Origin of the sequence: Ihuprevotella massiliensis, from assembly GCA_900095835.1 — a bacterium.
Classification (GTDB): Bacteria; Bacteroidota; Bacteroidia; order Bacteroidales; family Bacteroidaceae; genus Alloprevotella; species Alloprevotella massiliensis.
Map to the genome: position 1 here is coordinate 1,854,357 of LT608321.1, position 16,290 is coordinate 1,870,646.

Consider the following 16,290-nt stretch of genomic DNA (forward strand, 5'->3'; position numbering starts at 1 on the left):
CGATAAATAAATATTTTTTATGCAGGTTATCCTCAAAAATGAGGAGAAAAACTTGCGGGATTAGAGAAAAGTTGTTTATATTTACAGCATACACAAACAATCATAGACATCAAAACATCATGAACAGATTGCTACGACGACTGCCGCGTTTGGGATATCGTCAAAAGATAGTTCTACTGCTTGTGGGTGGAATTTTTGTAGGGTTAGGAGGACTTTTCCTGTATCTGCTCAGATTTCACACCTATTTGGGGAATGATCCTTCGGCTTGTGTGAACTGTCACATTATGACTCCCTACTACGCAACGTGGATGCACGGAGCACACGCCCGAAACACTACGTGCAATGATTGCCACGTGCCGCACGACAACGTGTTCCGAAAGTATTTCTTCAAAGGGAAGGATGGTATGAATCACGTTTACAAATTTGTGACTCGCCAAGAGCGACAAGCCATCCAAGCCATAGATGAGAGTGCTGAGGTGATTATGGAAAACTGTGTGCGTTGTCACACCACATTGAACACAGAGCTGGTGAACACAGGACGCATAACTTATATGGATGCGAAATGTGGTGAAGGGAAAGCCTGCTGGGACTGTCATCGCGATGTGGCACACGGCAAAATGAATTCGCTTTCTTCCACTCCAGAAGCTGAAGTGCCCCTTCCCAAATCTCCCGTACCCGACTGGTTACAGGGTATGCTGAAATAGGCATGAAGGTGCAAAAGGACACAACAAACTGGATAACACAAACATAAAAAAGACATACAAGATCATGGCACAACAATTGAAACGCTGGCAAGGATGGCTCTTATTTGGAGGCTCTATGGTTGCAGTCTTCGTTCTCGGGCTCATCGTTTCCTCTCTCCTCGAGCGTCGCGCTGAGGTGGTGAGCATTTACAACAATCGCAAAAACATATTTGAAGATTCTATTGTTTCTCCCAACGAGAAGTTTGCTGAAGACTTCCCCCGTGAATATCAAACGTGGGCAATGACAGCCGACACTTCTTATAAAGGGGAGTTCAATAGTTCGCAGCGCGTGGATGTGCTTGCACAACGCCCCGAAATGGTGGTGCTTTGGGCTGGTTATTCTTTCGCTATGGAATATAACACTCCTCGTGGTCACAAACATGCTATAGAAGATATGCGCGAAATCCTTCGCACGGGTGCACCTGGTGTGAACGGCAATAGCGATGTGCAACCTGGTACTTGCTGGACTTGTAAGGGTCCCGACGTGCCTCGCATCATGCGCGAAAAGGGCATTGCTGAATTCTACAAAGCTCCTTGGAGCAAATGGGGTGACGAAATTGTTAACACCATTGGTTGCTCCGACTGTCACGATGCACGCACCATGAAGTTGAAGCCTGCACGTCCTGCACTCTACGAAGCGTGGGCACGTCGCGGTCAGAACGTGAGCGAGCAGTCGCACCAAGACATGCGTTCGTTGGTGTGCGCTCAGTGTCACACAGAATACTACTTCAAGGGTGATGGCAAATATCTCACTTTCCCTCAAGATAAGGGCTGGACTGTGGAAGATATGGAGAAGTATTATGACGAAATGAACTATTCCGACTACACCCACAAACTCTCTCGTGCTCCCATCCTCAAAGCGCAACACCCTGACTATGAACTTTGGCGCATGGGCATCCACGGACAGCGCGGTGTGTCGTGTGCAGACTGCCACATGCCTTATGTGAGCGAAGGCGGTGTGAAATACACCGATCACCAAATTGTGAGTCCTTTGGCAAAAATCGACAAGACTTGCCAAACTTGTCATCGCGAAGATGCTGAAACATTGCGTCAAAACGTCTATGAGCGTCAGCGCATGGCCAACGATGTCCGCAATCGTGTAGAGAAAGAATTGGCAAAGGCGCACATCGAAGCTAAATATGCTTGGGACAAGGGTGCCACAGAAGCTGAGATGAAGGCTGCGCTCCAAGCCATCCGCAAGAGCCAATGGCGTTGGGACTTTGCAGTGGCGAGTCATGGTGCTTCTTTCCACGCTCCTCAAGAAGTGACACGCATTTTGGCACAAAGTCTTGGCTATGCACAAGAAGCTCGTCTTGCTGTGGCTAAGGTGTTGGCGAAGCATGGATTTGTGGGTGATGTGCCCATGCCCGACATCTCAAGCAAGGAAAAGGCGTGGGCTTATATCGGACTGGACGGCAAAAAACTCCAAGCAGACAAAGCCAAATTCCTCAACACTGTTGTGCCTAAATGGGTGCAATCAGCAAAATAAAAAGGCAAACTCATTGAACTCTAATTCCGTGCTATCGGTTTGAGTCGATTAGACCTCTCTTTATGTCGCGGCGACAGACCTCTTCGTCTGCCGCCGCGCTTACTCTCAACATTTCTCTGCTTTGCTGTGCCGCCGTGGCTGTGTCCATGATGAATGGAGAGGTTGGTTTTGTGCACAGAGATGATTTATCCCAAAGACCGATTGGGTTTTACTACAACTATTTTCTACGATTATTTTCTCTTGCTCCTTATGTTCAATAAATTCTGGAAAATGAAAGAAGGCTTTGCCTTCGGTGCCGGACTTATTGTGGTGGGATTAGCCCTGCAATTTAGCGTTGGTCCGATTCATTGGTCGGATTTTGCTTTTCCCCTCAACGGCATTTTTCTCTTTCTGTTTCTTTGCAGCCTTGGTTTGGTCTATGTGTTGCGCCACAAAGTGCGCTTCTTTGGGTTTTTCCACAGAGTGGAAGCTGCTGTGCCCATTTTGCTTTATGCTGCTGCCCTCACGGTGGTAATGGGACTGACGCGTCAAGTGCCTGCGCACGAGCGCGCTGTAGACCCCATAGGTTTGACACAAATGTTGTCGTTTTGGCCGTTTGTGCTCATCTATCTCACGCTGGCAGCGATTGTGGGATTGATAGTCTTGCGTCAAGTTTCTCATTTTCGCTGGCGCGAACTGCCATCTATGCTTTGTCACGTTGGGTTGTTTATCGCCATCGTGTCGGCAACATTGGGAAGTGCCGACATGGAGCGCGTGAAACTCAAGGCTACTACCGATATGCCCGAATGGCGCGCTACACACGAACAGGGGTTTGTGGAACTTCCGCTGGCTATTCAACTTAAGAAATTTACCATCGATGAATATCCTCCTAAACTCTTGTTGGTGAACAACAAAACGGGTAAGACGATTCCAGAGAAGAATCCTGAAGTCGTGTTGATTGACAAGCATTTCAAAGAGGGACGCTTGATGCATTGGCGCATCAGAGTGCGCGAAAATCTGCCACTTTCTGCTCCTGTGGTGACAAAAGACACGATAAAATATGTGGGTTGGGGCTCTTCGGGAGCGGTGACTGCGCTTTTGGTGGAAGCTCAACCGATGAATGGCGATAAAGAAGTGGGAAAACCCATTGTGGGTTGGGTGACTTGCGGTAGTTATATGTTCCCCTTCCAAGAACTTAAACTCAACAATCAGTTGAGTTTGGTGATGGCGCGCCGCGAACCCGAACGCTATGCTTCTCAAATTGAGGTTTTCACGAAGTCGCAAGAACACATTGTGGCTACGGTGGAGGTGAATAAGCCTGTGAAAGTGGACGATTGGATGATTTATCAACTGAGTTATGATGAATCAATGGGTAGATGGAGCGAATCGAGCACGTTTGAACTCGTGAAAGATCCGTGGCTGCCAGCCGTATATGTAGGTGTTTATTTGCTCTTGGCTGGTGCAATACTCATCTTCATCGTAGCACAAAAGCGCCGCTAAACCCTTTGGGGTATAGCGTGCGGCGCATATCAGTATCTGGCTCCCCAACAATGCTACTAGCTAGAACGTTTGTCGCAAATATGTTTATCTAGATTGTTTGTGTCAAAAGTGTTTCTAGAGCGTTTGTCGCAAATATGTTTCTATCAAATGTATTTCTAGCGCGTTTGTATCCAGCGTTGGGTAGCTCTTTTCTCAAAATTCTCTTGTTATGACTTGGAATTCCTTTATATATTTTGCACTTCCCGCCTTGTTGTTATGGTTGGGTGGTGCGTGGACAGCTTGGAAGAAGCGTCCCATTCCCACCTATTTGTTTACCGTTGCGGGACTTCTCGTCTATTTCGCTTTCATTCTCGGCATGTGGTTCTCGCTTGAGCGTCCTCCCCTCCGCACCATGGGCGAAACGCGTTTGTGGTATGCCTTCTTTCTTCCCACAGCAGGCTTGATTATTTATTCTCGTTGGCGCTATCCATGGATACTCGCTTTCAGCACGTTGTTGGCTGGGGTGTTCACCACCATCAACTTGGTAAATCCCGAGATACACAACAAAACGCTGATGCCTGCGCTGCAAAGTCCATGGTTTGCTCCGCACGTTATTGTTTATATGTTTGCTTATGCCATGCTCGGTGCAGCGGCATTGATGGCAGCCTACTTGTTGTGGTTCAAAAAGAGCGAAATAACTGAACATGAACTCGACATTTGCGACAACCTAGTTCATGTAGGTTGGGCATTTATGACAGTCGGCATCTTGTTTGGTGCACTCTGGGCGAAAGAGGCTTGGGGACATTACTGGGCTTGGGACCCGAAAGAAACTTGGGCAGCTGCCACCTGGTTTGCTTATTTGGCGTATATCCATGTGCGTTTGCGCGCAGATCGTTATCGTCGTGCGGCACTTTGGGGATTGATTGTTTCTTTCGTGCTGCTGCAGATGTGTTGGTGGGGCATCAACTATTTGCCTTCTGCACAAGGAGCAAGCGTCCACACCTATAGCATGGGCTAATCCCTAATCCTCATTTGTATGAGGCATTATGAGAAACAATTTATCTGTTCACCGAAACATTCCCACCTATTGCGCAATAGGTGGGGATGTTTTGTTTGTATGAATGTTTCGTTTTGCCGTTGCGATGCGAGACAACCTATAGAGTGGCGCAATCTATAGAGCATTCGTAGCAGTTAATGACCGATTTGGGTTGAATCGTAGAGTCTCTCTCGTGCGGTATTATTCCGCAAAATAAACCGCCCACGACATCAGTCGTGGGCGGTTTTTCTTTTGCTGTGAGTGATTCACTCAATCGATTAGTCCTTGAACTTTGCAGCGATGAATTCGCGGTTGAGGCGAGCGATGTTAGCGATGCTTTCGTTCTTGGGGCAAACAGCTTCGCAAGCACGCGTGTTGGTGCAGTTACCGAAGCCGAGTTCGTCCATCTTCGCTACCATCATCTTCGCACGCTTAGCACCTTCTACGCGACCTTGGGGAAGGAGAGCGAGTTGAGACACCTTAGAAGCCACGAAGAGCATTGCAGAACCATTCTTGCAGGCTGCCACGCAAGCACCACAACCGATGCAAGAAGCGCAGTCCATAGATTCGTCAGCATCGGGCTTTGGAATGAGGATAGCGTTAGCATCTTGAGCTTGACCAGTGCGGATAGTAGTGTAACCACCAGCAGCTTGGATTTGGTCGAAAGCAGTACGGTCTACCATGCAGTCCTTAATCACGGGGAAGGCAGCCGAACGCCAAGGTTCTACGGTGATCACGTCACCATCGTTGAAGCGACGCATGTAGAGTTGGCAGGTAGTAGCACCAGTAGCCGTCTTGCCGTGGGGAGTACCATTGATGTAGAGTGAGCACATACCGCAGATACCTTCGCGGCAGTCGTGGTCGAAGACGAAGGGCTCTTGACCATCGTTGATGAGTTCCTCGTTGAGGATATCGAGCATTTCGAGGAAGGAAGTGTCATCGGGGATGTTCTTCATCTCGCGCTGTTCAAAGTGACCAGCGTCCTTCGGACCATTCTGCTTCCAGTATTTTACGGTGAAAGAAATATTCTTAGCCATGACTATGTCTTGTTTGGGAGTTGGGGAAATCTTAGTGTGCAATCTGCGCATCGTTTTCGGTCGATGTCTAGGTGAGCTCATGGCTCATGACCTAGACATGCCGAATATGCGATTGCGTTTTGTGAGATTACGCCTTGTAGTTACGAGTTTGCACCTTAATGATTTCGTATTCGAGAGGCTCTTTAGAGAGCACGGGAGCCACGTCGTCGCTGCCTTGGTATTCCCAGCAGCCCACGTAGAAGAAATTTTCGTCGTCGCGCTTAGCTTCGCCTTCTTCAGTTTGGTGCTCTTCGCGGAAGTGACCACCGCAAGATTCCTCACGGTGGAGGGCATCGTTTGCCATGAGTTCACCCATGAGGATGAAGTCTTCGAGGCGAAGTGCCTTCTCGAGTTCCACGTTCACGCCTTCCTTCGAGCCAGGGATGCGGAGTTCTTGGTAGAAAGTCTTGCGGAGCTCCTTGAGGAGACCAAGACCCTTGATGAGACCTTCCTTGGTGCGACCCATACCCACGTATTCCCACATGATGTGACCGAGTTCCTTGTGGATGCTGTCTACACTGCGCTTACCACCGATAGCGAAGAGGCGATCGATGCGTTCACGCACGTGCTTTTCCGCAGCCTCAAATTCGGGGAGGTCGGTAGAGAAGCGGGGAACGGTGATTTGGTCAGCGAGGTAGTTTTGAATCGTGTAAGGAAGCACGAAGTAACCGTCAGCCAAACCTTGCATGAGTGCAGAAGCACCGAGTCGGTTTGCACCGTGGTCAGAGAAGTTACACTCACCGATGGCGAAGAGACCATTGATAGTGGTCATGAGTTCGTAGTCCACCCAGATACCACCCATGGTGTAGTGGATAGCGGGGAAGATTTGCATTGGAGTTTCGTAAGGAGACTCGTCAGTGATTTCTTCGTACATGTCGAAGAGGTTACCATAGCGAGCTTCGATTTCCTTACGGCCGAAGTCCTTGATTGCTTGAGAGAAGTCGAGATAAACGGCAAGACCCGTGTTGTTCACACCGAAGCCCTTGTCGCAACGTTCCTTAGCGGCACGAGAAGCCACGTCACGAGGCACGAGGTTACCGAAGGCAGGGTAGCGACGTTCGAGATAGTAGTCGCGATCTTCTTCGGGGATGTCCTTGCCTTGGAGGCGACCTTCTTGACAAGCCTTAGCGTCTTCTAGCTTCTTGGGCACCCAGATACGACCATCGTTACGGAGTGATTCAGACATCAGCGTGAGCTTAGACTGCTTGTCACCGTGCACGGGGATACAAGTGGGGTGAATCTGCACGTAAGCAGGGTTAGCAAAGACAGCACCCTTGCGGTAGCAAGCGATGGCAGCCGATGCGTTGCAGCCCATAGCGTTGGTAGAGAGGAAGTAAGTGTTACCATAACCACCTGTACCAATCACCACAGCGTGTGCAGCGTAGCGTTCGATTTCACCAGTCACGAGATTGCGAGCGATGATACCGCGGGCGCGACCATCGATGATCACGAGGTCGAGCATCTCATAGCGAGTATAGAGTTGCACAGTGCCAGCGTGCACTTGGCACATGAGCGAAGAGTAAGCACCAAGGAGGAGCTGCTGACCCGTTTGACCCTTAGCGTAGAAAGTACGGCTCACCTGAGCACCACCGAAAGAACGGTTAGCGAGCATACCGCCGTATTCGCGAGCGAAAGGTACACCTTGCGCCACGCATTGGTCGATGATAGCGTTGCTCACTTCAGCCAAACGATACACGTTAGCTTCGCGAGCACGATAGTCACCACCCTTTACGGTGTCGTAGAAAAGACGATATACAGAGTCACCGTCGTTTTGGTAGTTCTTTGCAGCGTTGATACCACCTTGTGCAGCGATGGAGTGTGCGCGACGAGGAGAGTCTTGGATGCAGAAGTTCTTCACTTTGAAGCCCATTTCACCGAGGGAAGCAGCGGCACTTGCACCTGCAAGTCCAGTACCTACCACGATGACATCGAGCTTACGTTTATTCTTGGGGTTCACCAACTTCTGGTGAGCTTTATAGTTGGTCCACTTCTCGGCGACGGGGCCTTCGGGGATGCGAGAATTCAAAATAGCCATTTGAGAAATGCTTGAATTTTGAGATAAATGGGGAGAAAAAGCTTACGGCAGATTAGCAACCGAAGTGCGTGGTGCCATTGAGGATAGCTGCAAGAGCAAACTTCACAACGACAGCAGCAAACATAAGCATAATGATAGTAGAGTAAATGTAGCTGATGCACTTGATGCGGGGCAACCAAGTCTTGCCGCTAGCACCAAGAGTGTGCATAGCACTCCACATACCGTGAGTGAGGTGGAACCAGATGGCGAAGAGCCATACAAGATAAAGCACGGAGTAAACAGGATTGCTAAAGGTGTATTGAATCCAGTGGTAGCCGTCAGCCGCCAACCATTCGTTACCAACGTGTGCCAACTCCACGAACATCATTTTAGCCCAGAAGTTGTAGAGGTGAAGGGCGATACCGAGGAGAACAACAATACCGATGACAAGCATGTTTTGAGAAGCCCATTCCACCTTTTCGGGACGGTCTACGACTGCATAACGGCTGTTACCGCGAGCGTTGCGGTTTTGTGCTGTCAAGATGAAAGCATAGACGAAGTGGATGAGCATCAATACACCTAATCCTGCGGTTGCTGCTACGGCATACCAGTGTGCACCGAGCATTTCGCAAATCATGTTGTAGCCCTCAGCTGAGAAGAGTGCCACCACATTCATGCATCCGTGGAAGGTGAGAAAGAGAATCAGGGCGAGTCCAGTGACCGACATGAGCACCTTTCTTCCGATAGATGAAGTAGTTAACCACATAAGTTTTTGAAGAAATTAAATTGTTGATGAATTGTTATTATTGCGAGTGAGGAACGGACTGTAACACACCAAAAAGCCACCATTTCCCTTGCGAGAAATGGCACTATCCAGCATGCGTTATACCGTTTGTCATTTTGAGTTTTTGTTGCTTGCAGTTGTTGATGACTGCATTTTTGCCCTCCTCACAAATGAGGAGATGGCGTATTCACTGCAAAAATAGTAGAAATATACCAATAGACAAAAGGAAAATGCAAATTTGTGTGGTTCTATCGTGCTAGATATAAGCAGAAAGACAGCACTTTACAGTCCTAATTGTGTGAGCAAGCGTTCGCCGCGTGCGGCTTCCGCTTCGCCCAAGTCCATAAATTTATAGAGCATGTTGAGAGCTGCTCGCTTCACGCCCACATCGCCATCGGGAGCAGAGAGTTCTGTGCCCACGTGGTCGAGAAGTTCGTCGGCATCGCGCTGTGTAGGACGAAGATTTGCCATAAACAAGCGTCCCAGGAGCAACCAGCCCACTAGGCGCTGCATCACGGCATCTGCGGCGATGAGGCGGAAAGCCATCGAAGAAGCATAAGGACGATGTTGGAGCAAGTGCAACACCAGCACCTGTGCTTCCTCTGCATAGCGCAACTGTTCCATCCAGAGCATTGCAAGTTCTTCGTCAAAGTCCGATTGTGGCATCGTCATGATGGCGAGCAGTCGGAGTTCACGGATGTCTTCTTTCCACAGTGCAGCGGCGAGTTCGTAAGTGTGAGGGATTTCAGTAGCAATCTCTGCCAATCGAGGTTGATCCACGCCAAAGTTCACGCGATAGTCCACTCCATTTTTGCGCATCGTTCCGCTGAGCACACCGTTCATGGCAGCACGAAGTCTGCGTTTGATTTCGCGCAGTTGGTCGTCGAGAGGTTGGTTAAGTTCAGTCATTCGCTTATAATTGTATAGTCGTTGTAGTTGAGTTTGCTGCAAAAATACGAAATCTGCGCCAGCTAGCGCAGATTTCTTTGCATAATCCTCATTTTTGCAGGAGGTTGTCCCGCTTCTCAGTCACTTCAGAAGCGCAGTTCCCAGCGAATGGAAGGAATGATAGAGAGCAGACTCAGTTGTTTCCATCTGTCCTCTTCGTGAAACACCAAATAAGGGTTCTTTCGGTTCAACACATTGTAGAGCGAGAAGGTGAGTTCGTGTTGCCAAGTGCGTCGCTTCCACAATACGGAGTACCCCACATCCAGTCGCAGGTAGTTCGCCACGCGATACTCATTGACCTTACTCATCTGCGTGCGGTAGTTGGCATGGAAGCTATAGAGATGGTTGTGGGTGGAAGAGGAACTAGTCGTTTCCCAGAAGGGCAAATCTTCAGCGGAGTAGGTTGCCACAGGGATGGTCATGTTGTGTCCCGACGAGAAGTAAAGCCCCGTGTGAAATCGCTGCTCACGTCGTTCACTCGCTTGCAGCAGATATTGCGATTGCACGTTGAGATTGTGTGTGCGGTCAAACTTGAAGGGGAAGCGCAGACCGCGATTGATTTCGGCAAACTGCCGTGTGGTGCGAGAGAGGGTGTATGCCATCGAACCCGTCCAGCGTCCTTTGCGCTTTTCCAACCACAGTTCCAAACCATAAGAAGCCCCTTTTCCAGTAGCCACATCTTCCTCCCACGACACATTGTGCACCGAGAAGAGATTGAGCAAACTCTTATAGCTGGTCATGTTCGAGAGATGGCGGTAATATCCACCGAGGGTGGCATAGAACGTGTCGTTGCCCCAGAATCCCCCAGCGTAGTATTGATGCGACACCTCCGTGGGGAGTTGTTGTGAAGCAGGCACCATCAAGTCGAGTGCCCAGCCCACCGGCAGTCCTTCCAGACTGTGCTGAAACTGTGAGAGGCGGTCGAACGTCACTTCCACACCGGCATTGCGCGTGAGGAAGGTAGAGCCTTGCAGTCTCACATCCAAGTGATGTGATGAATGCTTTGCAGCATCTGTATAGTACGTGTAGCGCAGCCCACCTTTGAGCTTGTAGCGATTGTCTTGATATTCCGCTTCGGTGAAGAGCGAAGATTGCGCGGTGCGGTAGTCGCTTTGTCTCACGACAGCATCATATAGGTTCAGATAGGTCTTCTGCATCGCAGGCTTGAAGGTAAGCGCACGTACATCCACACCTCCGTTTATCGCTATACTTCTCCAACGGGTGAACAACTGGCTGCGAATAGCCCGCTCGTGCTTCTCCGAGCCCAGTCCCATGCCGCCGCTCAAGCCTCTGATGGTAAACTCTCGCTGTTCTTGAATGCTGGTGAACTTGGAGGAGTAGGCTGTGGTCACTAGTCGCGTCTCAAGGGTGGGTTGATAGTTCCATTGCAACTTTGCCACACTGTTGTCCCAGCCCAGATGGATGCTGTTGCTCGTCACGTCTTCATCTATTTCCGGCTCGTATTTCAGTTTGTCGTGACTCCCATAAAGCATCATTTCCAGCGAGTGCTTAGGGTGAATCGCCCAAAAGAGTTTGGCATAGCCATCTTGCACTTGTGGGTCGAAGTCGCCCGACACGTTTTCCGCACCAGCTATCTTCTTCGCGAGCAGATATTCAGGACGAAGCAGGGCAGTTCTTCCTGCCAGTTGGAAGGAGAGTTTGTGCTTCACGAGATAGCCTTGCAGCGAAGCACCCACCATGAGAGGAGAAAGGGAGGCAGAAAGTTGATATCGCTCCAGATTAGGCTTGGGAGTTTCGATTTTCAGCAGCGATGAGAGCAAATCTCCGCTAGCTGCCGAGATACCGCCCATCTGAAAAGTCGATTTGTCCACGATGTCTGCATGGAAAGTGGAGAAAAGCCCGAACAGGTGTGTTGGAGCACTAATCGTCACCCCATCTAGCTCCACGCGGTTGTTGCCGTTGCCCCCTCCACGCACATAAAATCCCATGCCGCCTTCCATGCCTTGCGCCACACCCGGCAGCACTTGCATGTAGCGCATCACGTCAGTTTCGCCAGTGAGGGTGGCTATTCCTTTCACCTCGTTCGTGCTGTAGGTGAAGGCATTGTTGCCCCGTCGTTCGCGCACCGCTGTCACAGTGAGCGTGCTAAGGCTCTTGCCCAGCGGAGACAAAGAGATGTCGTGAGGAGTGCCAGTGTGAAGCACCACTTTCTTTTGCGCATATCCTTGCAAGAAAGCGATGATTTCCAGTTGCTTCGCTTCTTGTTCTAGCTCAAATCGTCCGATGGAGTCTGTTTGTGTCAGCACCTTTCCTTGAAGGTTCATGATTTCCACCTTCGGCAGGGGCACTCTAGAGTGTGCATCGCGCACCACTCCTCCGAAATGTTCCGCCAGTGCTGTGAGTGGTAGGCAGCACAGCATCGTCAATAAGTAGTATCGCAATCTATTCATCATGGGGCAGTGGGGTGGAAGGATAAATGTTGTTGTAATAGAAATCCTGTTGCCAGTAAGCGGCAAAAATGCCCAGACCATTTTCGATATTGGAGAAAATCACTGTTTCGTCAAACCAGCGTGCAGGGTCGTCAGGGTCTTCATAAAACTTCAATTTCTCCAGTATCGATTTTAGATAGCGATCATATTCTGTAGAGGCTGAGCGCATCACAATAAAGGAAGCCCATGCTTCACCGTATGCAATCGTGAAATCATAGGAATTATCGCGAGTGATTGCCGGGTTGGGTGCCACTCTGATGTAGTTTTCATAAGGTGTAGATGCATCATTAAAGGTGTTGCTCCTATCTACTGTTTCATCTTGGGTGAAGCGGTCTGCGTCTTTGTGGTTGGTCGCGATGACGCTGATCAATCTAGCCTGAGCATCATCTTCAACTTTGGGCTTTTTGAGCACATATTGAGCTTCCTTTAAACTCGAAGTCAGTGCACAAATCCACAAAGGAGCTGAATGACTGCTTTGAGTGAAAGGTTTGGTTATATTTTGGTTGCGTGGGTCTCCACGGTAGATGTCCACCGGGGTGGGCATGGTAGTGGTTGCTGTGATGGTGGGATGTCCAGGCACTTCCACAACAAGCCGATAAGCCTTTCCGCGTTGAGGGGTATAGTTCAATTCCCACTCCCCATATCCTATTTTTGAGAAAGTGCCCACTGCTTTGTCTTCCTCGTAGAGGGTTGGGGTAGCCACTTCCACTTCTTCTGAAAAACTCGGTTCGTTGACAGGGTCGCTGTAAGTGAGCTGTAGTTTCTGCACCTTAGTGTTGTGCAGCATACACGACACCACTACCTTTCGTGTTCCCTCCGTGGGAGATAGGGTTAAATCCTCTACGCAAGCCGTGAGCATGGTGAGTAGACACCAACAGGTTAAGAGTTGCCACCAGCCGTTTCTTCTTTTGTACATGAATTAGGGATTAGACGTTAGAGGTTAGACATTAGAGGTTAGACATTAGACGTTAGGGATTAGAGACTTTAGAGGCTAGGCTTTAGACGTTTGAATGTAGACATTATACTCTAGATTATAGAATTTAGAGCTTAGCACTATGCAGCCAAAGGGAATACCCAGTCGCGTGAGCCTTCTAATCTCTAACGTCTAATATTTACTTCCGTTGTGTCGCGCAGCACATTTCCCTCTGTCGTTTCGAGGACAGTGATAAATTTTACGCGTGCAGGCACCTCTTGAGGAGTCGCGTTGAGGCGGAAGATGATAGCAGGAGGAGCCATTGGTTGGAGAGAAAGCCATTTGTCGATAGATTCTAGTTTATTTTTTGAGTGATAGCCCCACACTAGTCCTCTAGTGCGATAATTGATTACTTGTTTCGGACGGAATTCAAGGGTCGAAAAATAGCGGTTCAGCGACGTTCCTACCGCTTGACCAAAGAGAGGAGACATCGCCTCAATCCTAAAATCCTTCACCCCCGTCACACGATATTCCCATTGCAGAGCATATACGAAGTCTAATCCCGAAGATCGTGAACCCCTGCTGTTTCCCCATTTTTCCAAATAATCGTCCTGGAGTTTTTTTTCCAAGCGGTATAGTCTAGGTGCTTTGCCTGTGAGAAAGGCTACATCCTGATAGCGGCTTTCTAAGTAGGACAACTCACGATGAGGTTCTTTTGTAATCAACTTTGAAAGGTTTTTCTCGCCTGTCATCATCCAGAGTCCAAGGTTACTAGCTTCAACTCCAGAACTATCCACATTGGGGGATTCCCATTCATAATATCTCTGACCTGTCAGAACACACGTTCCCGTAGTGATGCTTTGGCATTCTCTGGGATGAAAGTAAAAGGAGATTCCGCCTTCACGAATGTCTTCTTTTTCTCGGCAAGCTCCAAAGAAGCAACTTATCAACAGCAATATGACGAAGTGAATGTATCTCATAAGTTAAAACTTGAAGTTGTGGATGATTTTTTTACTAGTATTTTGCTCAAATGTTCTGCGAAATAGTCGTCATCAAAAGCAGAACAGCTAGCAATTGCTAAGCATGCTAGAAGAGTGAGGAGGAAATGTTTTATGATAGTGTTGTTTTTTGTGGTTGTTTTGTTCTATGTGGCAAATTTAATCCTTTTTTCTTGGTTGCCAAATAAAATCAGTGTTTTTTGAGGTAAAAACGTAAAATAAAATTCTGTTGGGTTGGGTGATGTCTGTGTCGTATGCCCATCTATATAGTGGGAGGAAAAGGGGCAAAAGTGAGAAAAATCGCGCTAAAAAATGTTGTCGACAAGAAGATTTATCTATTCATCATGGGACAATGGGGGTGGAACCACTAGAAAAAATATTGTTATTGTAATAGAAATCCTGTTGCCAGTAAGCGGCAAATATGCCCAGACCATTTTCGATGTTGGAGAAAATCACCGTTTCGTCAAACCAGCGTGCAGGGTCGTCAGGGTCTTCATAAAACTTCAATTTCTCCAGTATCGATTTTAGATAGCGATCATATTCTGCAGAGGCTGAGCGCATCACGATGAATACAAAAGCTCCTGCGTTTTCTGCGACTGTAAATTCATAAGGATGCTCACGAGTAATTTCTGGGTTGGGGACTACTCTGATGTATTGCTCGTAGGGAACTGCGCCATCGTCAAAGGTGTTATATTCATTTACGGTCTCATTTTGGGTGAAGCGATCGGCATCTTTGTGGGTCGTTGCTATGATGCCCGCCAAACTCGCCTTGGGATCGTCTTCCAATTTGGGAGGCTTGATAAAGTATTGGGGCTCATCTAGACTAGAGAATAGGGCACAAATCCAAAAGGGAGCAGTGTGATTCACTTGTAGAAATGGCTTAGTGCGATTTCTGTTGCGTGGCTCTCCATGGTAGATGCCCACGGGGATGGGCATGGTAGTGGTTGCTGTGATGGTGGGATGTCCAGGCACTTCCACAACAAGCCGATAAGCCTTTCCGCGTTGAGGGGTATAGTTCAACTCCCACTCCCCATATCCTATTTTTGAGAAAGTGCCCACTGCTTTGTCTTCCTCGTAGAGGGTTGGGGTAGCCACTTCCACTTCTTCTGAAAATGAAGTTTCGTTGACAGGTTGGCTGTAGGTGAGTTGTAATTTCTGCACCTTAGTGTTGTGCAGCACACACGATACCACTACCTTTCGTGTTCCCTCCTTGGGAGATAGGGTTAAATCCTCCACGCAAGCCGTGAGCATGGTGAGTAGACCCCAGCAGGTTAAGAGTAGCCGCCAGCCGTTTCTTTTTTTGTACATGAATTAGGGATTTGACGTTAGAAATTAGACGTTAGAGATTAGACGTTAGACATTAGAGGTTAGACGTTAGGGATTAGAGACTTTAGACGTTTGAATGTAGACCTTATACTCTAGATTATAGAACTTAGAGCTTAGCACTATGCAGCCAAAGGGAGTACCCAGTTGCGTGAGCCTTCTAATTTCTAGCGTCTAACCTCTAATCTCTAATCTCTACTTCCGTGGTATCTCTCAGCACCTTTCCGTCTGTGGTTTCTAGTATCGACACGAATTTCACGTGCGCTGGCACTTCGGGAGGAATGGCGTTGAAACGAAATACGATGACAGGGGGAGCCATTGGTTTAAGAGCTAGCCATTGCGCAATGGTTTCCACCTTATTTTGCGAGCGGTAGCCCCATACCAAGGACTGAGTGGTATGGGTAATAATTTGTTTGGGATGGAACTCAAAGATAGAGAAGTAGGGGTTGAGCGATGTCCCTGCAGCTTGTCCAAAAAGCGGAGTTGTGGCTATGATGTTGAAATCCTTGACACCCGTCATGCGATATTCCCAAGGTTTGATAAAGAACCAATCTAGCCCTTTTTGATTGGTGCTCCGTGTCTTGACTACCCCTCTGTAATAATCATCCCCTAGCAGGTTTTCCAACTTTTTGTTTCCTGGCGCAATGGGATAGTTAGAGGTGTCTCTCTGCCCCATCTCAGAATAGGTTTCTGGAAATAGATTGGGGTATTCTGCTATCTGTGCTTTAAGTGGACCATTAGTTGTGAACAGACATAGTAGAAAGTCTTGTGCCTTTATTGGTTGCCCAACTTTTGGAATCGGCTCGCAGAAGTATCCTTGGTGGTTTTCCAAAGCGAGCGTAGCGATGTTGTTGCACAGTCTTGGATAATATTCGAAACCAAGACCTGTGTCCCGAAGCTGCACTTCTTCTTTCTTGCAAGAAGTGCATAGACTTAATGCACATGCTAAAAGGAAAAGATATTTCATCATACTATGTTAGATATTAGACGTTAGACTTTAGAGGCTAGACTTTAGACGTTTGAATGTAGACATTAGATCATTGGATTTAGAGCTTAGC

General features: G+C 48.3%; 13 protein-coding genes. 4 read left to right on the forward strand and 9 right to left on the reverse strand.

Annotated elements, in window-relative coordinates; all coding sequences use genetic code 11:
* Positions 1-119: 119 nt before the first annotated feature.
* From nrfH to ccsA, 4 genes are all read left to right on the forward strand, one after another.
* Positions 120-704, forward strand: a complete 585-nt coding sequence (gene nrfH / locus BQ2633_RS07565) for a cytochrome c nitrite reductase small subunit (RefSeq protein ID WP_075566185.1) — start codon at positions 120-122, stop codon at positions 702-704.
* Positions 705-768: 64 nt separating this feature from the next.
* Complete coding sequence (gene nrfA / locus BQ2633_RS07570) at positions 769-2,232, forward strand: ammonia-forming cytochrome c nitrite reductase (RefSeq protein ID WP_075566187.1); 1,464 nt, start codon at positions 769-771, stop codon at positions 2,230-2,232.
* 249 nt (positions 2,233-2,481) lie between these two features.
* On the forward strand, positions 2,482-3,711 hold the full coding sequence (locus BQ2633_RS07575; RefSeq protein WP_075567293.1) for a cytochrome c biogenesis ResB family protein: 1,230 nt from the start codon (positions 2,482-2,484) through the stop codon (positions 3,709-3,711).
* Positions 3,712-3,919: 208 nt separating this feature from the next.
* Positions 3,920-4,708 (forward strand): cytochrome c biogenesis protein CcsA, encoded by a 789-nt coding sequence (gene ccsA / locus BQ2633_RS07580; RefSeq protein WP_075566189.1) that lies wholly within the window; start codon positions 3,920-3,922, stop codon positions 4,706-4,708.
* A gap of 296 nt (positions 4,709-5,004) precedes the next feature.
* Here ccsA and BQ2633_RS07585 read toward each other — a convergent pair whose 3' ends face one another.
* From BQ2633_RS07585 to BQ2633_RS07625, 9 genes are all read right to left on the reverse strand, one after another.
* The gene (locus BQ2633_RS07585; RefSeq protein ID WP_044062923.1) at positions 5,005-5,763 is read right to left on the reverse strand and encodes a succinate dehydrogenase/fumarate reductase iron-sulfur subunit; all 759 of its coding nucleotides are present in this window, start codon (positions 5,761-5,763) and stop codon (positions 5,005-5,007) included.
* 127 nt (positions 5,764-5,890) lie between these two features.
* The gene (locus tag BQ2633_RS07590; protein ID WP_075566191.1) at positions 5,891-7,837 is read right to left on the reverse strand and encodes a fumarate reductase/succinate dehydrogenase flavoprotein subunit; all 1,947 of its coding nucleotides are present in this window, start codon (positions 7,835-7,837) and stop codon (positions 5,891-5,893) included.
* A gap of 52 nt (positions 7,838-7,889) precedes the next feature.
* Positions 7,890-8,582: a succinate dehydrogenase/fumarate reductase cytochrome b subunit gene (locus tag BQ2633_RS07595; RefSeq protein WP_075566193.1), complete on the reverse strand. Its 693-nt coding sequence runs from the start codon at positions 8,580-8,582 to the stop codon at positions 7,890-7,892.
* Positions 8,583-8,882: 300 nt separating this feature from the next.
* Positions 8,883-9,509 (reverse strand): DNA alkylation repair protein, encoded by a 627-nt coding sequence (locus BQ2633_RS07600; protein ID WP_075566195.1) that lies wholly within the window; start codon positions 9,507-9,509, stop codon positions 8,883-8,885.
* Positions 9,510-9,634: 125 nt separating this feature from the next.
* Entirely contained in the window at positions 9,635-11,962 is a 2,328-nt protein-coding gene (locus tag BQ2633_RS07605; RefSeq protein ID WP_176720103.1) for a TonB-dependent receptor, read from the reverse strand.
* The gene (locus tag BQ2633_RS07610) at positions 11,952-12,914 is read right to left on the reverse strand and encodes a DUF4249 domain-containing protein (RefSeq protein WP_083233992.1); all 963 of its coding nucleotides are present in this window, start codon (positions 12,912-12,914) and stop codon (positions 11,952-11,954) included. The genes BQ2633_RS07605 and BQ2633_RS07610 overlap by 11 nt, the downstream gene beginning before the upstream one ends.
* Positions 12,915-13,096: 182 nt before the next feature.
* On the reverse strand, positions 13,097-13,891 hold the full coding sequence (locus BQ2633_RS07615; RefSeq protein WP_141700161.1) for a hypothetical protein: 795 nt from the start codon (positions 13,889-13,891) through the stop codon (positions 13,097-13,099).
* A gap of 360 nt (positions 13,892-14,251) precedes the next feature.
* Complete coding sequence (locus tag BQ2633_RS07620; protein WP_083233993.1) at positions 14,252-15,217, reverse strand: DUF4249 family protein; 966 nt, start codon at positions 15,215-15,217, stop codon at positions 14,252-14,254.
* Positions 15,218-15,413: 196 nt separating this feature from the next.
* Positions 15,414-16,202 carry a hypothetical protein gene (locus tag BQ2633_RS07625; protein ID WP_075566204.1) on the reverse strand — a complete coding sequence of 263 codons (789 nt, stop codon included), beginning with the start codon at positions 16,200-16,202 and terminating at the stop codon, positions 15,414-15,416.
* Between the last annotated feature and the right edge of the window lie 88 nt (positions 16,203-16,290).